The sequence below is a fragment of the Streptomyces sp. NPDC110618 genome (genome assembly GCF_055657065.1).
Genome location: NZ_JBVKBN010000029.1, coordinates 12,794 through 31,954, shown reverse-complemented (window position 1 = coordinate 31,954; position 19,161 = coordinate 12,794). Strand labels below are relative to the sequence as shown.

The 19,161-nt window shown below is 72.1% G+C and carries 18 protein-coding genes; 5 read left to right on the top strand and 13 right to left on the bottom strand.

Annotated features, from left to right (window positions below):
* Position 1 precedes the first annotated feature (1 nt).
* On the bottom strand, positions 2-1,126 hold the full coding sequence (gene recA, locus ACZ7L7_RS33765) for a recombinase RecA (RefSeq protein ID WP_313895784.1): 1,125 nt from the start codon (positions 1,124-1,126) through the stop codon (positions 2-4).
* Between the two features lie 255 nt (positions 1,127-1,381).
* Here recA and ACZ7L7_RS33760 point away from each other — a divergent pair, with 255 nt between their 5' ends.
* A complete protein-coding gene (locus tag ACZ7L7_RS33760) occupies positions 1,382-1,954 on the top strand; it encodes a GNAT family N-acetyltransferase (protein WP_453603834.1) in 573 nt (190 codons plus the stop codon).
* Positions 1,955-1,958: 4 nt separating this feature from the next.
* Here the strand turns inward: ACZ7L7_RS33760 and ACZ7L7_RS33755 are convergent, their stop codons facing one another.
* Complete coding sequence (locus ACZ7L7_RS33755) at positions 1,959-3,215, bottom strand: AI-2E family transporter (protein WP_285516546.1); 1,257 nt, start codon at positions 3,213-3,215, stop codon at positions 1,959-1,961.
* A 125-nt stretch (positions 3,216-3,340) separates the two neighbouring features.
* Entirely contained in the window at positions 3,341-3,538 is a 198-nt protein-coding gene (locus ACZ7L7_RS33750; protein WP_285516547.1) for a DUF3046 domain-containing protein, read from the bottom strand.
* A gap of 80 nt (positions 3,539-3,618) precedes the next feature.
* On the opposite strand from ACZ7L7_RS33750, the gene ACZ7L7_RS33745 reads away from it, so the two are divergent.
* A complete protein-coding gene (locus ACZ7L7_RS33745) occupies positions 3,619-4,563 on the top strand; it encodes a prenyltransferase/squalene oxidase repeat-containing protein (protein WP_472077853.1) in 945 nt (314 codons plus the stop codon).
* A gap of 474 nt (positions 4,564-5,037) precedes the next feature.
* On the opposite strand, the gene ACZ7L7_RS33740 is transcribed toward ACZ7L7_RS33745, so the two are convergent.
* The 3 genes from ACZ7L7_RS33740 to ACZ7L7_RS33730 are packed head-to-tail and all read right to left on the bottom strand — an operon-like array spanning position 5,038 to position 6,928.
* Positions 5,038-5,346, bottom strand: a complete 309-nt coding sequence (locus ACZ7L7_RS33740) for an AzlD domain-containing protein (protein ID WP_285516549.1) — start codon at positions 5,344-5,346, stop codon at positions 5,038-5,040.
* Positions 5,346-6,065 (bottom strand): AzlC family ABC transporter permease, encoded by a 720-nt coding sequence (locus ACZ7L7_RS33735; RefSeq protein ID WP_285516550.1) that lies wholly within the window; start codon positions 6,063-6,065, stop codon positions 5,346-5,348. The genes ACZ7L7_RS33740 and ACZ7L7_RS33735 overlap by 1 nt, the downstream gene beginning before the upstream one ends.
* Positions 5,972-6,928: an AraC family transcriptional regulator gene (locus ACZ7L7_RS33730; protein ID WP_285516551.1), complete on the bottom strand. Its 957-nt coding sequence runs from the start codon at positions 6,926-6,928 to the stop codon at positions 5,972-5,974. Before ACZ7L7_RS33730 ends, ACZ7L7_RS33735 begins: the two co-directional genes overlap by 94 nt.
* Before the next feature lie 92 nt (positions 6,929-7,020).
* Between ACZ7L7_RS33730 and ACZ7L7_RS33725 the strand changes: the two genes are divergently transcribed.
* The 3 genes from ACZ7L7_RS33725 (at position 7,021) to ACZ7L7_RS33715 (ending at position 13,767) form a co-directional block, all read left to right on the top strand.
* Positions 7,021-11,886 carry an ATP-dependent helicase gene (locus ACZ7L7_RS33725; protein ID WP_471432118.1) on the top strand — a complete coding sequence of 1,622 codons (4,866 nt, stop codon included), beginning with the start codon at positions 7,021-7,023 and terminating at the stop codon, positions 11,884-11,886.
* Between the two features lie 256 nt (positions 11,887-12,142).
* Entirely contained in the window at positions 12,143-12,970 is an 828-nt protein-coding gene (locus tag ACZ7L7_RS33720; protein ID WP_472077852.1) for an Fpg/Nei family DNA glycosylase, read from the top strand.
* A 32-nt stretch (positions 12,971-13,002) separates the two neighbouring features.
* Positions 13,003-13,767, top strand: a complete 765-nt coding sequence (locus ACZ7L7_RS33715) for an SDR family NAD(P)-dependent oxidoreductase (protein WP_453603841.1) — start codon at positions 13,003-13,005, stop codon at positions 13,765-13,767.
* Here the strand turns inward: ACZ7L7_RS33715 and ACZ7L7_RS33710 are convergent.
* The 7 genes from ACZ7L7_RS33710 to ACZ7L7_RS33680 all read right to left on the bottom strand — a co-directional run bounded on the left by ACZ7L7_RS33710 (position 13,715) and on the right by ACZ7L7_RS33680 (position 18,944).
* Complete coding sequence (locus ACZ7L7_RS33710; protein WP_285516555.1) at positions 13,715-13,990, bottom strand: hypothetical protein; 276 nt, start codon at positions 13,988-13,990, stop codon at positions 13,715-13,717. The two genes, ACZ7L7_RS33715 and ACZ7L7_RS33710, sit on opposite strands and share 53 nt — an antisense overlap.
* A 193-nt stretch (positions 13,991-14,183) precedes the next feature.
* Entirely contained in the window at positions 14,184-14,654 is a 471-nt protein-coding gene (locus ACZ7L7_RS33705) for a Dps family protein (protein ID WP_453603858.1), read from the bottom strand.
* 143 nt (positions 14,655-14,797) lie between these two features.
* The gene (locus tag ACZ7L7_RS33700; protein WP_015657463.1) at positions 14,798-15,178 is read right to left on the bottom strand and encodes a helix-turn-helix domain-containing protein; all 381 of its coding nucleotides are present in this window, start codon (positions 15,176-15,178) and stop codon (positions 14,798-14,800) included.
* A gap of 109 nt (positions 15,179-15,287) precedes the next feature.
* Positions 15,288-15,833 (bottom strand): CinA family protein, encoded by a 546-nt coding sequence (locus tag ACZ7L7_RS33695; RefSeq protein WP_285516556.1) that lies wholly within the window; start codon positions 15,831-15,833, stop codon positions 15,288-15,290.
* Positions 15,830-16,555, bottom strand: a complete 726-nt coding sequence (gene pgsA / locus ACZ7L7_RS33690) for a CDP-diacylglycerol--glycerol-3-phosphate 3-phosphatidyltransferase (protein ID WP_285516557.1) — start codon at positions 16,553-16,555, stop codon at positions 15,830-15,832. The genes ACZ7L7_RS33695 and pgsA overlap by 4 nt, the downstream gene beginning before the upstream one ends.
* Complete coding sequence (gene rimO / locus ACZ7L7_RS33685) at positions 16,552-18,021, bottom strand: 30S ribosomal protein S12 methylthiotransferase RimO (RefSeq protein ID WP_285516558.1); 1,470 nt, start codon at positions 18,019-18,021, stop codon at positions 16,552-16,554. The genes pgsA and rimO overlap by 4 nt, the downstream gene beginning before the upstream one ends.
* A gap of 86 nt (positions 18,022-18,107) precedes the next feature.
* Positions 18,108-18,944 (bottom strand): helix-turn-helix domain-containing protein, encoded by an 837-nt coding sequence (locus ACZ7L7_RS33680; RefSeq protein ID WP_472077851.1) that lies wholly within the window; start codon positions 18,942-18,944, stop codon positions 18,108-18,110.
* Positions 18,945-19,161: the final 217 nt, after the last annotated feature.

The following is a 19,161-nucleotide window of genomic DNA, read 5'->3' as shown; positions in this document are numbered from 1 at the left end:
GTCAGCTCTTGGCGGCGGCGGCCTTGGTCTTGGAGGCCTTGGCCGCGGCCGGAGCGGGCACCGTCTTCGCGTCGGCCGCGGCGGCGGAACCCGCGGCGTCCGCGCCCGGCTCGGCGGCCGGCTCCTCCGGACGCACGCCGACGCCCAGCTTCTCCTTGATCTTCTTCTCGATCTCGTTGGCCAGGTCGGGGTTGTCCTTCAGGAAGTTGCGCGCGTTCTCCTTGCCCTGGCCGAGCTGGTCGCCCTCGTACGTGTACCAGGCGCCGGCCTTGCGCACGAAGCCGTGCTCCACGCCCATGTCGATCAGGCCGCCCTCGCGGCTGATGCCCTGGCCGTAGAGAATGTCGAACTCGGCCTGCTTGAAGGGCGGCGCGACCTTGTTCTTGACGACCTTGCAGCGGGTGCGGTTGCCGACCGCCTCGGTGCCGTCCTTCAGGGTCTCGATGCGGCGGATGTCGATACGCACCGAGGCGTAGAACTTCAGCGCCCGGCCACCGGTCGTGGTCTCCGGGGAGCCGAACATCACGCCGATCTTCTCGCGCAGCTGGTTGATGAAGATCGCGGTGGTCTTGGACTGGTTGAGCGCGCTGGTGATCTTCCGCAGCGCCTGGCTCATCAGACGGGCCTGCAGACCCACGTGGCTGTCGCCCATCTCGCCCTCGATCTCCGCGCGCGGGACGAGCGCGGCGACGGAGTCGATGACGATGAGGTCGAGGGCGCCGGAGCGGACCAGCATGTCCACGATCTCCAGGGCCTGCTCGCCGTTGTCCGGCTGGGACAGGATGAGGTTGTCGATGTCGACACCGAGCTTCTTGGCGTACTCGGGGTCCAGGGCGTGCTCGGCGTCCACGAAGGCGACCTGGCCGCCGGCCTTCTGGGCGTTCGCCACCGCGTGCAGGGTCAGGGTCGTCTTGCCGGAGGACTCCGGTCCGTAGATCTCGACGACACGGCCGCGCGGCAGGCCGCCGACGCCGAGGGCCACGTCGAGCGCGGTCGACCCGGTCGGGATGACCTCGATGGGCTCCTTCGACCGCTCGCCCATGCGCATGACCGCGCCCTTGCCGAATTGCCGTTCAATCTGTGCGAGCGCGGCATCCAGGGCCTTCTCGCGGTCGGTTCCTGCCATGGGTTCCACCCGATTTGCTTGAGTCGATCGCTTCACGTCAAAGACGCTAACGCCTGCCACTGACAATGCGCCCCGACGCCCGTCCGGCCTGTGGATAACTCGGGCACTTCACCACCGAAACCATGGCGAAACACCCGCCGAGAACCCTGCCGGAGCCTCCATAAGAATGGATGTTCGATTTTTGTGTCAAGCGCACCACGCGGGCCGCTGCGGCGGGCTTGAGCACGGGGGTGACGACAGTTCTATGGTGTGGTCATGACCATCGAGGTGCGCCCGGCGTCGGTCTTCGAGGACGTCCGGGCCGTGCTCGGCCCGAAGTCGCCGAACGCCAACGTCTGCTGGTGTCTGAGCTACCGGATCCCCTCCAGGCTCAACAACGAACTGCGCGGGCCGGCCCGCGGCGAGTACGTCGCCGAGCTGTGCCGCGCCGCACCGCCGCCCGGGGTGCTCGCCTACGACGGCGAGGAGCCGGTGGGCTGGGCCGCGGTGGCCCCGCGCGCGGAGACGACCTTCGCCCGCAACCGCAAGATCCCGCACGTCGACGACCTGCCTGTCTGGTCGCTGTGGTGCGTCCGGGTCCGCCCCGGCCACCGCAAGCAGGGCATCTCGCACGCCCTCATCTCAGGGGCGGTGGAGTTCGCCCGCGCCCACGGCGCACCGGTCGTGGAGGCCTACCCCCTCGACAACGGCGACGCCGGGGTCGACCTGACGATGGCCTACGCGGGACTGCGCAAGAACTTCGAGCGCGCCGGGTTCGTCCACGTCGCCGACACCACCTCGGTGCTCGCCGGGCATCCCCGCATCCTGATGCGGCTCGACCTGCGCTGAGGGCTCAGCCCTCGCCGGAGCTCCGCGCCTCGGCGGGCTGTTCCTCCGGCCGCAGCCAGGCACGCGCGCGTGCCACCAGGTTCGGGCCCGAGCCGCGGTTCCGGTGCCCCTGCACCCGCGGGTCGTCGGTCACGTCGTACCGCTTCACATACGCGCCCAGGAAGGCTTGGAGGGTGGCGACCGCCGGAATCGCGATCAGCGCGCCCACCGCGCCCAGGAGCGCGGTGCCGGCTATGACGGAGCCGAAGGCGACCGCGGGATGCAGGTCGACGGTCCTCGCGGTCAGCTTGGGCTGGAGCACATAGTTCTCGAACTGCTGGTACACCACCACGAAGACCAGCACCCACAGCGCGTACCAGGGATCGACCGTGAAGGCGATCAGCATGGGCAGGGCGCCCGCGAGATACGTGCCGATGGTGGGGATGAACTGCGAGACCAGCCCCACCCACACGGCGAGCACGGGTGCGTACGGCACTTCCAGGGACTGCAGCAGGATGTAGTGCGCGATCCCGGAGATCAGCGCCATCAGTCCGCGGGAGTACAGGTAGCCGCCGGTCTTGTTCACCGCGATCTCCCACGCGCGCAGCACCTCGGCCTGCTTGGCGGGCGGCAGCACGGAACACAGGGCGCGGCGCAGACGCGGGCCGTCCGCGGCGAAGTAGAACGAGAACAGCGTGATCGTCAGCAGTTGGAAGAGACCGCCGATGACCTGCGCGGAGACGTCGAGGACCCCGGTGGCGCTGTTCTGCACGTAGTTGCGCAGCCAGTCGGAGCGCAGCAGCCCCTCCTGGATGTCCACCCGCTTCAGCTCGGTGTCGAAGTGGGTGTTGACCCAGTTGATGACCGAGTCGAGGTACTCCGGGAAGTCCTCGACCATGGTGACGATCTGGCCCGCCAGCATCGAGCCCATCAGCGTGACGAACCCGGCGGAGGCCACCATCACCGTGAGGAACACCAGCGCGGTCGCCAGGCCCCGACGCATCCCGCGCGCGGCCATCCAGCTCACCGCGGGCTCGACGGCCAGCGCCAGGAAGAACGCGATCAGGACGTTGATCAGCAGTCCGGTCAGCTGGTGGAAGGCCCAGCTGCCGAGCTGGAAGGCACCGACGAGCGCGAGGGCGAGCACCATGGCGCGTGGGAGCCAACGCGGCATGCGGTCGTTCGGCCGCGCCGCGCCCTCGGCCGGGGGCCGGGCGGGGGGCGTCGTACCGAACGGGGTGCTGTCCTGGGCGAGCTGCCCGGTGTCGTCAGTGGGGGCCACGGAGCAAGTCTGGCCCACGCCACCGACAATCGGGTCCGCCCTGTGATCCTCGTGACGTGTCAGCGCTGTTCTTGTGGCACGTTCATGACGTGTCAGCGCCGTTCCTGCGGCACGTTCATGACGTGTCAGCGCTGTTCCTGCGGCACGTTCATGACGTGGCAGACCACCCGCCACACGTCCTTGGCCTCCCAGCCGGCGGCCAGCGCCTCGTGCACGGTGCGTCCGCCGAGTTCCGACATCACGTGATCGCGCGCGAAGGTCTCGGCGTACCCGGTCGTGCCGAAGTGCTCCGCCATCCGCTCCCAGAAGACCGTCAACCTCATGACATCAGTATCCCGTCCTGCGGGTGGGCCCTGGCCGGACCCCCTCGGCGAGACCGCTTTCCGGCCCTACGGTCTGCCCCATGGCCGAATCAGGAGCTTCCCCGCTCCCCCCGTCGCCCTCGGCGCGCTCCCCGCTCTTCCGCGCCGAGCAGTTCGTGTGGCTCACCGCGCGCGTACTGGAACAACGCCTCTTCGCGTACCACTTCCTGCACGGCGACGCGGACCCCGTGGAGACCGCGCTGGACGCCTACCGCAACAGTGACGGCGGCTACGGGCACGCGCTGAAGCCCGATCTGCGCGGTCCCGTGAGCCAGCCGCTGCACACCGCGCACGCGCTGCGGGTACTGGACACCGTCGGCCGTTGCGGCGGGCAGCGCGTGGAGCGGGTGTGCCGCTATCTGACCTCGGTCTCCACGGCGGACGGTGCCCTGCCGGCGGTCCATCCCGGCCAGCGGGGTTATCCGGCGGCGCCGTTCCTGCCGATCGAGGACGACCCGGGCAGCGAGCTGCTGGCCACCGGCCCGGTGGTGGGCGTGCTGCACCGCAACGAGGTCTGGCACGCGTGGCTGTTCCGGGCCACGGACTTCTGCTGGCAGGCGGTGCAGTCCCTGGAGAAGTCCCACCCCTACGAGGTCCAGGCCGCCGTGGCCTTCCTGGACTCCGCGCCCGACCGCGCCCGCGCGGAGGCGGCCGCCGACCGGCTCGGCCGGCTGGTGCGGCAGCAGCGGCTCGCCGTGCTGGACCCGGACCGCCTCACCGAGTTCCCGGTGCCGTCCGGGTACGCCCCCGCCGAGCATCACTTCCCGCACGACTACGCGAGGTCCCCGCAATCGCTGGCACGCGCGTGGTTCACCGACGACGAGATGAGCCGCTCACTGGACTTCCTCGCCGCGCAGCAGCAGGACGACGGGGGCTGGCCGGTCCGCCGACGGCGCTGGTCCCCGGGGGCCGCGCTGGAGGCGCGCGCCATGGTGACGATCGAGGCGCTGCACATCCTGCGGGCCTACGGGCGGGCCATCGGGTGACGCACCGGGCGGCCCCGGCGGCCGAGGGCTCAGCCGCCGGGGTCCATCCGCCGGCGTTCCAGCCGCCGCGGCTCATCCACCGGGGCATCCGCCAGCAGTTCATGACGTCGGGGACATCCGTCGGCAGCCCAGGACGCCGGGGCCTCGTCAGCCGGGGTTCATCCGCCAGGGGCGCACCTGTCGCCGTTTCAGGCGCCGGGACTCACACACGGGAGGCGTCCGCCAGCGTTGCAGACGACAGGGGCTCACCCGCCGGAGAGGCACCCGCCAAGGGCTCACTCCCCGGAGGGCATCCACCGGCGGGGTGAGCCGCCAGAGACCCCACCGGGGGCACCCGCCAGCAGCCCAGCCACCGGAGGCCCACCCACGCGGGGGCCCCTCCCACAGCCCAGACGCCAGCAACCCACCCACGCGTGGGGACGCGCCCACCAGCAGCCCACCCGCCGAAGGCACCCCACAGGCTGATCCGAGGGCTTACCCGCCCAGCGCCCGCACCCCCGCCGTCACGGCCACGGCGGCCGCCACGACCACCAGGAACGGCGCTCTGAGGAGCAGCGCCACGGCCGCCGCGGCCAGTCCGGCGGCCCGTGCGTCCAGGACCAGCTCCCGGCCGTCCGCGAAGGTCTGCTGGGCCGTGAGGGCGGCCAGGAGGGCGACTGGGAGCAGCGCGGCGAGCCGCCGGACCAGGGGCCGTTCCAGGGCGCCCGCGGGCACCAGGAGGCCGGCGAGCTTGACGGCGTAGCAGCCGAGGACGGTCAGGCCGATGGCGATCCAGACGTTCATCACCGGTCCTCCTTCTGCGCGCGCCGCCCCTGGGCCCACAGCACGGCGGGCGCCGCCAGCGCGGCCACGAGCACCGGCACCCCGGCGGGCAGCACCGGCAGCAGGCCGAGCCCCAGCACGACCGCGACACCGGCGACCGCGCGCTCGGTGGTGGTGCGCAGCATGGGCGCGAGCAGCGCCAGGAACACGGCGGGTCCGGCCGCGTCGAGGCCCCACGCGTTGGTGTCCCCGATGGCCTCGGCGCCGAGCGCCCCGGCCAGGGTGGTGAGGTTCCACAGGACGTACAGAGTGAGTCCGGTGACCACGAACCCGAGCCGCGCGGCACGCCGGGTGGGCTGGGCGAGCGTGACGGCGGTGGTCTCGTCGATGACCCACTGGGCGGCGAACGGCCGCACCGCGCGGGGAAGGGCGAGCACCTGTGACAGACGCAGCCCGTAGAAGGCGTTGCGCACCCCGAGGAAGAAGGCGCCCGCTGCCGCTGCGAACGCCCCGCCGCCCGCGGCCAGCGCCCCGACCAGCGCGAACTGGGACGCGCCGGTGAACACGAGCAGGCTGAGCACGCAGGTCTGCCACAGCGTGAGCCCGCTGCCCGCGGAGGTCACCCCGAACGCGAACCCGGACAGCCCTACGGCGACGCCGACCCCGAGCGCGTCCCGTACGACGGCGGCGTCCGGCTTCCTCTCGCCGTCCCGTATGTCTGTGAGTGTTGTCTCTGCCACGCCTCGGACGGTACGAGAAGCCGTGCGGCCGGGTCTTGTACGTTCTTGCGCTCGCGCTGGTACGCGCCGGGCGGCACGCCCACGATGCGGGTGAAGTGGCGGTTCAGGTGAGGCTGGTCGGCGAAGCCCACGGCGACGGCGGCCTCGGCGGGCGTCACTCCGGTGTCCAGCAGTCGGCGGGCCTGGCGTACCCGGGCGTCCGTCAGCCAGGTGTGCGGCGGCATCCCGTAGGTGTCGCGGAAGGCGCGCAGCAGCGCGAACGGGCTGGTGCCGAGTTCCGCGGCGAGCTTCTCCAGGCTGGGCGGCTGCGCCATCCGCTCCTGGAGCACGCCACGCGCGCGTGCCGCGATCCGGGCGCCCGCCGTGCGGACCTCGCGCTGTGGCAGGGGTCCGCCGTTCAGCCGCAGCAGCCGGGTCACCGCGACCCGCAGCAGGGTGTCGGCGGCCAGGGCGTTGCCCTCGTCGGTGGCGCGCAGCACCTGGTGGACCAGGGAGGCGGCGTAGGGGTCGTCGAGCACGGGCGCGACGAAGCCGGGGGTGCCGCGGATCGTCGTGGTCTCGGCCGCGATCTCCGCCACGACCTCCGGGGAGGGGTACACGGCGCCGTACTGCCATCCCTCGGGCACCCCGGCCCGCCCGGTGTGCGGGGTGTCCGGGTTGACCAGCGCCAGCGCCCCGGCGCCCGCGTACTGGTCGGAGCCCCGGTGGGCGAAGACCTCGACGCCGTCGGCGATGGCCGCGATCACGAAGTTCTCGTGGGTGTGCCGCACGAAGCTCTTGCGGATGTACCGGGCCCGCAGCAGATCGACACCGGGCAGTTCCTCGTACCGCCAGTGCCGCGCCCGCTCCCTGGAACCCGCCATGCTTCCCATTCTCCCCGGGCCGCGACTTCGCTCCACCGCCCCCGTCCCCGCAGCTCGGCCCGATTGTCAGTGCCCGGGTGCAGGATGGACGCATGGTCAGCTCCGCACATCGAGCTCTGGACGGCTTCTCCCCCGCGACCCGCGGCTGGTTCACGGGGGCCTTCTCCGCGCCCACCGCGGCGCAGGCCGGGGCGTGGCGGGCCATCGCCGAGGGCTCGGACGTGCTGGTGGTGGCCCCGACCGGCTCGGGCAAGACGCTGGCCGCGTTCCTCGCCGCCCTGGACCAGCTGGCCTCGACGCCCCCGCCCGCGGACCCGAAGAAGCGCTGCCGGGTCCTGTACGTGTCCCCGCTGAAGGCCCTCGCGGTGGATGTGGAGCGCAATCTGCGCAGCCCGCTGACCGGCATCCGGCAGGAGTCCGTGCGCCTGGGGCTGCCCGAACCAGAGGTCAAGGTCGGCATCCGCTCCGGTGACACCCCTGCCGCCGAGCGCCGGGCGCTGGCCACCCGCCCGCCGGACATCCTGATCACCACCCCCGAGTCCCTGTTCCTGATGCTCACCTCCGCCACCCGGGACGCGCTGACCGGCATCGATACGGTGATCCTCGACGAGGTGCACGCGGTCGCGGGCACCAAGCGCGGCGCCCACCTCGCGCTCACCTTGGAGCGCCTCGACGAGTTGCTCCCGAAGCCCGCCCGCCGGATCGGCCTGTCGGCAACCGTCCGCCCGGTCGACGAGGTCGCCCGGTATCTGTCCCCTCGCCGCAAGGTGGAGATCGTCCAGCCGGAGTCGGGCAAGGAGTTCGACCTGTCGGTGGTGGTCCCGGTCGAGGACCTGGGCGAGCTGGGCGGCTCCCCCGTGTCCGACAGCGGCGAGGCCGGAGAACGGCCGTCGATCTGGCCGCATGTCGAGGAGCGGATCACCGACCTCGTCCAGTCCCACCGCTCCACCATCGTCTTCGCCAACTCCCGCCGCTTGGCGGAGCGCCTGTGCAACCGCCTGAACGAGATCGCCTACGAGCGGGCCACCGGCGAACCCCTGGACGAGCACCACGCCCCCGCGGAGCTGATGGGCGGTTCCGGCGCTGCCCAGGGCGCCCCGCCGGTCATCGCCCGCGCGCACCACGGCTCGGTCTCCAAGGAGCAGCGCGCCCTCGTCGAGGAGGACCTGAAGGCGGGCCGACTGCCCGCGGTGGTGGCCACGTCCAGTCTCGAACTGGGCATCGACATGGGCGCGGTCGACCTGGTCGTCCAGGTGGAGTCCCCGCCCTCGGTGGCCTCCGGCCTCCAGCGCGTGGGCCGCGCCGGCCACCAGGTGGGCGCGGTCTCGACCGGCGTGGTCTTCCCGAAGTACCGCGGCGACCTGGTCCAGGCGGCCGTGGTCACCGAGCGGATGCGCACCGGCTCCATCGAGTCCCTGCACGTCCCGGCCAACCCCCTGGACGTCCTGGCGCAGCAGCTCGTCGCCATGACGGCGATGGACACCTGGCAGTTCGACGACCTGCTCGCCACGGTCCGCCGCGCCGCCCCCTTCGCCTCGCTGCCGGAGTCCGCGTTCACCGCCGTCCTCGACATGCTCGCCGGGCGCTACCCGTCGGACGCCTTCGCCGAACTGCGCCCGCGCGTGGTGTGGGACCGCGTCGCCGGGACCATCACCGGCCGCCCCGGCGCCCAGCGCCTCGCCGTCACCTCGGGCGGCACGATCCCCGACCGCGGCCTGTTCGGGGTGTTCCTCGCCGGGTCCGACCCCAAGAAAGGCGGCGGACGGGTCGGCGAACTGGACGAGGAGATGGTCTACGAGTCCCGCGTGGGCGATGTGTTCACGCTCGGCACCAGCTCCTGGCGCATCGAGGACATCACCCGCGACCGCGTTCTGGTCTCCCCCGCGCCCGGCGTCCCCGGCAGGCTGCCGTTCTGGAAGGGCGACCAGCTCGGCCGCCCTCTCGAACTGGGCCGCGCGGTGGGCGCGTTCCTGCGCGAGGTCGGCTCACTGTCCAAGGAGGACGCCCGGCTGCGCCTGCTGGCCGCCGGCCTGGACGCCTGGGCAGCCGACAACGTCCTGTCCTACCTGGACGAACAGCGCGAGGCGTGCGGGCACATCCCCGACGACCGCACCATCGTCGTCGAGCGCTTCCGCGACGAGCTGGGCGACTGGCGGGTCGTGGTGCACTCCCCCTTCGGCGCCCAGGTGCACGCCCCCTGGGCGCTCGCCCTCGGCGCGAAGCTCTCCGAGCGGTACGGCATGGACGCCCAGGTGATGCACGCCGACGACGGCATCGTGCTGCGCCTGCCGGACGCCGATCTGATGGGCCTGGACCTGCTGGACCAGGAGCCCATGAAGGCGGGCACCGAGTTCGACGCCGACCAGGCGCCCGTCGGTGCCGCCGACGTCGTCTTCGACAAGGGCGACATCGACCAGATCGTCACCGACCAGGTCGGCGGCTCGGCCCTGTTCGCCTCCCGCTTCCGGGAGTGCGCGGCGCGCGCGCTGCTGCTGCCGCGCCGCAACCCCGGCAAGCGCACCCCACTGTGGCAGCAGCGCCAGCGTGCGGCGCAACTGCTCCAGGTGGCCAGCGAGTTCGGCTCGTTCCCGATCGTCCTGGAAGCGGTGCGCGAATGCCTCCAGGACGTCTTCGACGTCCCCGGACTCACCGAGCTGATGGGCGACCTGGAGTCCCGCAAGGTGCGCCTGGTCGAGGTCACCACTCCCGAACCGTCGCCGTTCGCGCGGTCGCTGCTCTTCGGGTACGTCGCCCAGTTCCTGTACGAGGGCGACTCCCCGCTCGCCGAGCGCCGGGCCGCCGCGCTCTCCCTGGACTCCCGTCTGCTGGCCGAGCTGCTCGGCCAGGCGGAGCTGCGCGAACTGCTCGACGCGGAGGTCCTGGCCGAGCTGGAGCGGGAGCTTCAGTGGCTCACCGACGACCGCCGCGTCAAGGACGCCGAAGGCGTCGCGGACCTGCTGCGGTTGCTCGGCCCGCTGACCGACACAGAGTTGGCCGAGCGGGGCGCGGAGCCCCAGTGGGCGGCGGAACTGGCCGGGGCCCGCCGCGCCATCAAGGTCCGTATCGCGGGCATCGACCACTGGGCGGCGATCGAGGACGCGGGCCGACTGCGCGACGCCCTGGGCACCGCGCTGCCGGTCGGCGTGCCGGAGGCGTTCACGGAACCGGTGAAGGACCCGCTCGGCGACCTCCTCGCACGCTACGCCCGTACCCACGGCCCCTTCACCTCGGTCACCGCAGCGGCCCGGTTCGGGCTGGGCGTGGCGGTCACGGAGGGCGCCCTGCAACGGCTCGCGGCGGCGGGCCGGGTCGTACAGGGCGAGTTCCATCCGGCCGGAATCGGCCAGGAGTGGTGCGACGCGGCGGTGCTGCGGCGCCTGCGCCGACGCTCCCTGGCCGCCCTGCGGCACGAGCTGGAGCCGGTGCCCCCGGCCGCGCTGGCCCAGTTCCTGCCCCAGTGGCAGCACATCGGCAAGGGGCACGGGCTGCGCGGTATCGACGGACTTGTGCGCGCCATCGAGCAGTTGCAGGGCGCGTCGGTGCCCGCCTCCGCCCTGGAGAAGCTGGTCCTGCCGTCCCGCGTGGTCAACTACACCCCGGCAATGCTCGACGAACTCACCGCCGCCGGAGAGGTGGTGTGGGCCGGTGCCGGTGCGCTGCCCGGCAAGGACGGCTGGGTCTCCCTGTACATGGCGGACGCGGCCCCCCTGCTGCTGCCCGCGCCGCACCCGCTGGAACTGACCGCGCTCCACGAGTCCATCCTGAACGCGCTCGCCGGGGGCTACGGCCTGTTCTTCCGCCAGATCGCCGACCAGGTCCGCGCCACCACCCACCCCGAGGCCACTGACCCGCAACTCGCCGACGCCCTCTGGGAGCTGGCGTGGTCCGGCCACCTCACCAATGACACGCTCGCCCCGATGCGCTCCCTGCTGGGCTCGGGCCGCACCGCGGGCTCCACCGCGCACCGGGCCAAACGCACCGTCCCGCGCGGGCGGTACGGCTCCCTCACCGCAGCCGCCCGCTCCGCGTCCCGCTCGGGCCCGCCGACCGTCGCCGGACGCTGGTCCCTGCTCCCGGCCCACGAACCCGATCCCACCGTCCGCGCCCACGCCCTGGCCCGCACCCTCCTCGACCGGCACGGCGTAGTGACCCGGGGCGCGGTCTCCGCGGAGGGAGTCGAGGGCGGTTTCTCGGCGACGTACCGCATCCTGTCCGTGTTCGAGGAGAGCGGTCAGGCCCGGCGCGGTTACGTGGTGGAGGGCCTGGGCGCCGCGCAGTTCGCGATGGACGGCGCGGTGGACCGCCTCCGCGCGGTGGCCAACGCCCGCGACCGCGGCGAGGCCCTGCCGGGAGCGGCGTTCGCGAACGGGGACTTCCCTCCGCAGTCCTCTTCGTCCGACTTCCCGCCCGAGGCTTTCCCACCCGCGCCCTTCGAGGACCACGCCTTCGCGGCCCCCGGCTCGTCCGACGGCTTCGGCGAGGAAGCCCCCCGCCCCCGCCCCGGCGAGTACGTCTCCCCGCGGGACTACCCGGCCCCCACCCCCCACCGGACCCGCACCGCCCCCGACACCCGTGCTGTCGTCCTGGCCGCCGCAGACCCCGCGAACGCCTACGGCGCCGCCCTCCCCTGGCCCGAGCCCCCGACCGGCGCCGGCCACAAACCCGGCCGCAAGGCGGGCTCCCTCGTCGTCCTCGTGGACGGCGAGCTGACCCTGTACATGGAGCGCGGCGGCAAGACCCTGCTGGCCTGGCCCAGCGCCCCCGACGACTCCCCCACGCAAGACCCCCGCCTGCAGAGCGCCGCCGAGGCCCTGGCCACTGCCGCCCGCGCGGGCTCGCTCGGCACGGTCACCGTCGAACGCGTCAACGGCACCCCCGCCCTGACCTCCCCCTACGGCACCCTCCTGGAGTCAGCTGGCTTCATCGCCACGCCCCGCGGCCTACGCCTGCGCGCCTGACCGCCCGACCCGCAGCCAGCGCCCGCGCACCCGACCACGCCCGACCCGCAGCCAGCGCCCGCGCACCCGACCCGCCCGACCCACGGCCTACGCCTACGCGCCCGACCACGCCCGACCCGCAGCCTGCGCCCGCGCACCCGACCTCCGCCCACAACCGCCACGCCGGGCCCGTACGGGCCCACCCGCACATCGCCGTCGAGCCGCCCCTGCCCGCCCTCCGCCCGCCCCCTGCGCTCCCCCGTGCCACCCTTGACCCATGCCCGAAGGAGACACCGTCTGGCAGGCCGCGAAGCGGCTGCACGCCGCCCTCGCGGGCAAGGTGCTGACCCGCACCGACTTCCGCGTCCCGAGGTTCGCCACGGTGGACCTCACCCAACGCACCCTCCTGAACGTCACCCCCCGCGGCAAGCATCTCCTCGCCCGCGTCGAGGGCGGCTGGACCGTGCACTCGCACCTCGGGATGGAGGGCTCCTGGCGGATCTACGCCGAGCGGGAGCGCTGGACCGGCGGCCCCAACCACCAGATCCGCGCGGTACTCTCCACCGCCGACCGGACAGCCGTCGGCTATCGCCTCCCCGTCCTCGAACTCCTGCGCACCGCCGAGGAGTCCAAGGCGGTGGGCCATCTCGGCCCCGACCTCCTGGGCCCGGACTGGGACCCCGACCAGGCCCTGGCCAACCTCCTCGCCGACCCCGCCCGCCCCCTCGGCGAGGCCCTTCTCGACCAGCGCAACCTCGCCGGCATCGGCAACATCTACAAGAGCGAGCTCTGCTTCCTCCTCGGCGCCACCCCCTGGCTCCCCGTCGGCGCCCTCCCGCCCGACCGCGCGGCCCAACTCCCCGCGCTGGCCAAGCGGCTGCTGGAGGCCAACCGCGAACGCCCGGTGCGCAGCACCACGGGCCGCCGCGGCCAGGACCTCTTCGTGTACGGCCGTGCCCCGCGCCCCTGTCTGCGCTGCCGCACCCCGATCCGATCCACCGACCAGGGCGACGGCTCCCGCCAGCGCCCCACCTACTGGTGCCCGAGCTGCCAGACCGGCCCGGCCCCCGCTCCGGGACGCCGCCGCCACCGTACGACCAATTGACGGTCCGTCAGAAATGCTCGTACCGTCGGTTCATGGCCGTCGACGCGTACGACCTCACCGGACGCACCGCCTTCGTCACCGGCGCCGCGAGCGGGATCGGCCGGGCCTCGGCCGTGCTGCTCGCCCAGGCCGGCGCCACCGTGCACTGCGCGGACCGCGACCCACGGGGCCTGCACGAGACGGCGACCCTGATCAAGGAACGCGGCGGCACGGCCCGCACCCACACCCTGGACGTCACCGACCGCGACCAACTCCAGGAAGCCATAGCGGAGTGCGGGCGTCTGGACGTGTTGGCCGCCATCGCCGGGATCATGCACAGCAGCCCCGTCCTGGAGACGACCGACGAGGACCTCGACCGCGTCCTGGACGTCAACTTCAAGGGCGTCCTGCACGCCTGCCAGGCAGCGGCCCGGCTGATGCTCACCGAACGCACACGGGGCAGCATCATCACCATGGCCTCCGGCGCCGTCGACACCGGCGGCCCCGGCCTGCTCTGCTACGGCGCCGCCAAGGCGGCCGTCGTACAGCTGACGAAGACCCTCGCCACGGAGGTCGGCCGGCACGGCATCCGGGTCAACGCGGTGGCCCCGGGATGGATCCGCACCCCCATGACGGACCACCACGACGACGAAGCGCACGCGCACACCGAGGCGCTCATGACGCGGATGGCGCCCCTGGGCCGGGTCGGCGAACCGGAGGACGTCGCGCACACGGTGCTCTATCTGGCCTCCGACGCGTCCGCGTTCATGACGGGCCAGATCCTGCGTCCGAACGGCGGTGTGGCGATGCCGTGGTGACAGGGGCCGCCCGCCATGCCCTGGCCCACCGCCCCGATTCCAGGGCGCCCGCGGCACGCGTTTTCGGCACGCAGTGCACAGGCAGCAGGCTGAGCCCCCATCCCCCGGCGGCCACCGCGCCCTCCAGCACCCCGGCGTCCGCCGCCACGGCGAGCCGCAGTACGGCCCACCACCACAGCGCCCCCAGCCCGAGCGCAGCCCCCCAGCGCGCTATCCCCGCCATGACCGCCACCTCCAGCCCGACGCTAGACCGCCGCCCACACCTGCCGGGAGGGCGCACCGGCGGCACACGGGCGCACCGCCGCGAAGAAGCACCCCCGACCAGGGAGGCACCACCGCAGAGGGCGGCGCATGGAAGCACCGCGGACGGTCCTCACCAGCCGTTCCCGCGCACAAGAGCACCGCGGAGTTCCCCGTCAGCCGTTCTCGGCCTGGAACATCCAGTGATGCTTCTCAAGATCCGCCGTGATCGTGATGAAGATGTCCTGGCTGACCGGGTCCGCCTCGGCGGTCGCCGTGACCCGCTCGCGCATCCGGACGATCACCGCGCCGAGGGCCCGCACCAGGGTGCCCACCGCGTCCACGTCCTTGACCCAGCCGTCGGGCACCACTCCGATGCCACTGCCCGCGGCCACCGTCGGAGCCCGGCCGTCGGGCGGCACTCCCAGGGCCGAGGCGCGCTCGGCGACCGTGTCGGAGTGGGCCCGCGCGGTGTCCACGACCTCGTCGAGTTGGAGATGCACGGTGCGGAACCGCGGCCCGACCACGTTCCAGTGGATCTGCTTGGCCACCAGGGAGAGGTCGACGAGATCGACCAGGGCGCCCTGCAGGGCCTCTCTGACGGTCTTGAGGTCGGCGTCGGACAACGGGCTCTTCACGACGTACATCGAGATGCTCCGATCGGTGGTGCCGGCCCCGAGTGCCATGCTCCACCATGCACGAAAGCCCCGGCCGTCGCCTCTCCAGCAGTCCGGAGAGGTCCCGACCGGGACTTTCGCACTCGGCGCATGATCAGTTCATGCGCCCACACTCACGCGGCGACCACGTCCACTGCCTCCGCGGGCGCCTTGATCGTCACCCGTTCCGGTGGCACACCGGTCACCGAAACGGAACCCAGCATCGGCCGGACCGATGTGGGTACGGGCTCACTGGGGGTGGCCGCTGCAGACTGGGCCAGCTCGGCGAGGGCGAGCTCGTCGCTCACTTCCCGCATGAGCTCGGACATCCGTACGTCCAGCGCGTCGCAGATGGCGGAGAGCAGCTCGGAGGAAGCCTCCTTCTGCCCCCGCTCCACCTCGGAGAGATAGCCGAGCGATACTCGGGCGGACGAGGAGACTTCGCGCAGAGTACGGCCCTGGCGCTGGCGCTGCCGACGCAGCACGTCACCCAGCAGGCGACGGAGCAGAATCATCGGTGGCTCCCTCCTCGGACCGCGTAGCCGCATCCTTCACGCCCCACCGTACCGCCTTGCGCTGCGGCCGTGCGGGGAGCGATGTCGTGTTCACTCAGGGCTGCAAACATCAAAACCCCCCGTTCTGTTCCGTATCCTGTGCCCGCTCATTCTCGGTCTGTTCGCTCGCGAGCTGCTGAAGAAGCAGCGCGAGTACGCTCCGTACACTCTCCATACGAATTTCCGCCCGGTCGCCGTTCAACCGCAGCGAGGACACTTTTCCGCCGCCGGCCGAACCGGAATCGGCCCCGTAAGGGCCGTCCACGGCCACGAAAACGGTGCCCACGGGCTTCCCGTCCTGCTCCTCGGGACCCGCGACACCGGTCGTCGCGAGGCCCCAGTCGGCGCCCAGCGCCTTGCGCACTCCGGCCGCCATCTGGGCCGCGACCTGCGGATCCACCGCTCCGTGCCGCTCCAGCAGACCGGCGTCCACACCGAGCAGCCGGTGCTTGAGCTCGGTGGCGTAGGCGGTCACCGAGCCCCGGAAGGCCTTGGACGCCCCAGGGGCCGCTGTGATCTCCGCCGCAACAAGGCCACCCGTCAGCGACTCCGCGACGGCGAGGGTCTCGCCCCTCACTGTCAGTAGTCGCACCACGTCGGCGGCCGTGGAATTCACGCTTCCGTCTCCTCCAACGCGGCCTTGCGCTCGGCGATCCCCCGTCTGCGCAGCACAATGGCCTGTCTTACATAGTCCAGCCCGGTCACCACGGTCAGGACGACGGCCGCACCCATCACCCAGAACCGCAGAGTGGCCAGCCATCCCGTCAGTGCCAGGATGTACATGCCGACGGCCACGCCCTGGGTGAGCGTCTTGAGCTTGCCACCGCGGCTCGCGGGGATGACGCCGTACCGGATGACCAGAAAACGCAGCAGGGTGATCCCGAGTTCCCGGCCGAGGATCACCGCCGTCACCCACCACGGCAGATCACCGAGGGCGGACAGACAGATCAGCGCCGCCCCCATGATCGCCTTGTCGGCGATGGGGTCGGCGATCTTCCCGAAGTCGGTGACCAGGTTGTACGTCCGGGCCAGATGACCGTCGAACAGGTCGGTGATCATGGCGATGGCGAAGGCCGCCCAGGCGAACGAGCGCCACGCCGGGTCGTAGCCGCCGTTCGCCAGCATCAGCGCGACGAACGCGGGCACCAGCAGCAGCCGGAGCATGGTCAGCAGGTTGGCGATGTTCCAGACGCTGGCCTGGTTGACGGCCGCCGCCGCGATCTTCCCGCCCCGGGCCGGCTTGACGCCCGACGCGTCGGAGGAGGCCGTGCCCGCGGGGGTCGCCTTGGGCGTGGCCTTGGCGGAGCCGCCTGCGGCGGACGCCGGGACTCCGGTCATCTGGCCCCCTCCTCACCGGATACGAGCGAGCCGGGCAGCGGCTCGGCCACGAGGTCGACACCCTCGGTGCCCACCACCTTCGCCTCGACCATACGACCGACGCTCAGCTCCTCGCCGCCCGTCAGCAGCACCTGGCCGTCCGTCTCAGGGGCCTGGTGCGCGCCCCGGCCGTACACGCCCTCCTCGTCGACGGACTCGACAAGCACCCGGACGGTTTCGCCCAGGCGCTCCTCGGCCCGCTGCGAGACGAGCTGCTCGGCCAGCCGGGAGACCCGCGCCAGCCGGTCCGCGACGAGGTCGGGGTCCAGCTTGTCCTCGTACGTCGCCGCCTCGGTGCCCTCCTCGTCGGAGTAGCCGAAGACGCCGATGGCGTCCAGCCGCGCGTGGTTGAGGAAACGCTCCAGCTCGGTCAGGTCCGCCTCGGACTCGCCGGGGAAGCCCACGATGAAGTTGGAGCGCACACCCGCCTGGGGCGCCTTGCTCCGGATGGTGTCCAGCAGCTCCAGGAAGCGGTCGGTGTCGCCGAAGCGGCGCATCGCGCGCAGCACACCGGGCGCGGAGTGCTGGAAGGACAGGTCGAAGTAGGGCGCGACCTTGGGGGTGGAGGTCAGGACGTCGATCAGGCCGGGACGCATCTCGGCCGGCTGCAGGTAGCTGACCCGGACCCGCTCGATGCCGTCGACCTCGGCCAGTTCCGGCAGCAGGGACTCCAGCAGGCGGATGTCGCCGAGGTCCTTGCCGTAGGAGGTGTTGTTCTCGGAGACCAGCATGATCTCCTTGACGCCCTGCTCGGCCAGCCAGCGCGTCTCGTTCAGCACGTCGCTCGGGCGGCGGGAGATGAAGGAGCCGCGGAAGGACGGGATGGCGCAGAAGGTGCAGCGCCGGTCGCAGCCGGAGGCGAGCTTCACCGAGGCCACGGGGGCGCCGTCGAGCCGGCGGCGCAGAGGCGCGCGGGGGCCCGAGGCGGGCGCGAGGCCGTCGGGGAGGTCCACCGGGGCGTGTCCGGGCAGCGCGACCTCGGCGGCCGATTCCTGCCGCTCGGCCGGGCTGATCGGCAGCAGCTTGCGCCGGTCGCGCGGGGTGTGGGAGGCGTGGACGCCGCCGCTGAGGATGGTGGTGAGCCGGTCGGAGATGTCGGCGTAGTCGTCGAAGCCGAGCACGCCGTCGGCCTCCGGCAGCGCCTCCGCCAGCTCCTTGCCGTAGCGCTCGGCCATGCAGCCCACCGCCACGACGGCCTGGGTTCTGCCGTGCCCCTTGAGGTCATTGGCCTCCAGCAGGGCGTCGACGGAGTCCTTCTTGGCGGCGTCGACGAAACCGCAGGTGTTGACGACAGCGACGTCCGCTTCGGCGGCGTCCTCCACGAGATCCCAGCCGTCCGCCTCCAAACGGCCTGCGAGCTCTTCCGAGTCCACCTCGTTGCGAGCGCAGCCAAGAGTGACGAGTGCGACGGTACGGCGTTCAGGCATGGGCTCAAGACTACTTTGTCGGACTGACACCCCACGCCGACGGGGTTGGTCAATCTTGACCAACCCCGCCCATATGCCCTGGTGACTCAGCCGACCTGCGGGTCGCCCTTGGTGTATGTGAGGCGTTCCACCGCGCCGGGGCGCCAGTCGTCCTCGATCTTCTTGCCGTTGACGTAGAGCTGGATCGCGCCCGCGTCACCGAGGACGAGGTTGATCTTCTCGTTGTCCTGGAAGGTCTTGGACTCACCCTGCTTGAGCAGACCGTCGAAGAGCAGACGGCCGTTGTGGTCGTGGGCGGAGATCCAGCTGCGCCCGTCGTCGGCGCTGACCTTCACCGTCACCTTGTCCTGCGGCGCGGCGGCGATGGCGCTGTCGGTCGGGTCGGGCTTGTCGGACTTCGGCTTCTCGGACTTGGGTTTGGTCGTGGCGGACTTGGTGGGCGAGGGAGTCGCACCCTCGGCGACGGAGGACGGACCGCCGTCGTCACCGCCCTTGAACGCGGTGAAGCCGACGAAAGCGATCACGACGACGATCGCCGCGACCATGGCCGCCGTCCAGTTCGGCCCGCGCCGCTCCGGGCGGATGCGCTCCGCCTCGAACAGCGGGGCCGCGGGGGTCGGCGCCGGACGCCCGCCGTGCTCCTCGTCGTACTGGGCGAGCAGCGGTGCCGGGTCGATGCCGACGGCCCTGGCCAGGGTCCGGATGTGCCCGCGCGCGTACACGTCTCCGCCGCACGGGGCGAAGTCGTCCGCCTCGATGGCGTGCACGATGGGCAGCCGGACTCGGGTGGCGTTGCTGACGTCGTCGACGGTCAGGCCGGCAGCGATGCGCGCCTGCTGGAGGGCACGGCCGACGGAGGGGCGGTCGTCGCTGGAAACGTCTTCGAACGGACGCTCGTCTTCAGGGGAGTTGCCGATGGACACGGGGGCGCCTTTCGAGCGTGTAGCCACCTGTGCTGGAGGTTCAGTCTAGGGGGGGTACGAAAGGGTGGGGCAACCGGGCGGTGGGACTTTGTACGCCATCGGTATGGCCGGACACACCGATGGTGGGGCGGGAGCTTTCCGCTTCCCTCAACTTGACGTACGGCATAGGGAAACGGTTGCTCAATGATCCCTTACGGGTGAGTCACGATCGAGTATC

Bases quoted from the DNA above. Each gene is read 5' to 3' on its own strand.
- recA (WP_313895784.1), bottom strand. From the start codon at position 1,126: ATGGCAGGAACCGACCGCGAGAAGGCCCTGGATGCCGCGCTCGCACAG.
- ACZ7L7_RS33760 (WP_453603834.1), top strand. From the start codon at position 1,382: ATGACCATCGAGGTGCGCCCGGCGTCGGTCTTCGAGGACGTCCGGGCC.
- ACZ7L7_RS33750 (WP_285516547.1), bottom strand. From the start codon at position 3,538: ATGAGGTTGACGGTCTTCTGGGAGCGGATGGCGGAGCACTTCGGCACG.
- ACZ7L7_RS33745 (WP_472077853.1), top strand. From the start codon at position 3,619: ATGGCCGAATCAGGAGCTTCCCCGCTCCCCCCGTCGCCCTCGGCGCGC.
- ACZ7L7_RS33740 (WP_285516549.1), bottom strand. From the start codon at position 5,346: ATGAACGTCTGGATCGCCATCGGCCTGACCGTCCTCGGCTGCTACGCC.
- ACZ7L7_RS33730 (WP_285516551.1), bottom strand. From the start codon at position 6,928: ATGGCGGGTTCCAGGGAGCGGGCGCGGCACTGGCGGTACGAGGAACTG.
- ACZ7L7_RS33725 (WP_471432118.1), top strand. From the start codon at position 7,021: ATGGTCAGCTCCGCACATCGAGCTCTGGACGGCTTCTCCCCCGCGACC.
- ACZ7L7_RS33720 (WP_472077852.1), top strand. From the start codon at position 12,143: ATGCCCGAAGGAGACACCGTCTGGCAGGCCGCGAAGCGGCTGCACGCC.
- ACZ7L7_RS33715 (WP_453603841.1), top strand. From the start codon at position 13,003: ATGGCCGTCGACGCGTACGACCTCACCGGACGCACCGCCTTCGTCACC.
- ACZ7L7_RS33710 (WP_285516555.1), bottom strand. From the start codon at position 13,990: ATGGCGGGGATAGCGCGCTGGGGGGCTGCGCTCGGGCTGGGGGCGCTG.
- ACZ7L7_RS33705 (WP_453603858.1), bottom strand. From the start codon at position 14,654: ATGTACGTCGTGAAGAGCCCGTTGTCCGACGCCGACCTCAAGACCGTC.
- ACZ7L7_RS33700 (WP_015657463.1), bottom strand. From the start codon at position 15,178: ATGATTCTGCTCCGTCGCCTGCTGGGTGACGTGCTGCGTCGGCAGCGC.
- pgsA (WP_285516557.1), bottom strand. From the start codon at position 16,555: ATGACCGGAGTCCCGGCGTCCGCCGCAGGCGGCTCCGCCAAGGCCACG.
- rimO (WP_285516558.1), bottom strand. From the start codon at position 18,021: ATGCCTGAACGCCGTACCGTCGCACTCGTCACTCTTGGCTGCGCTCGC.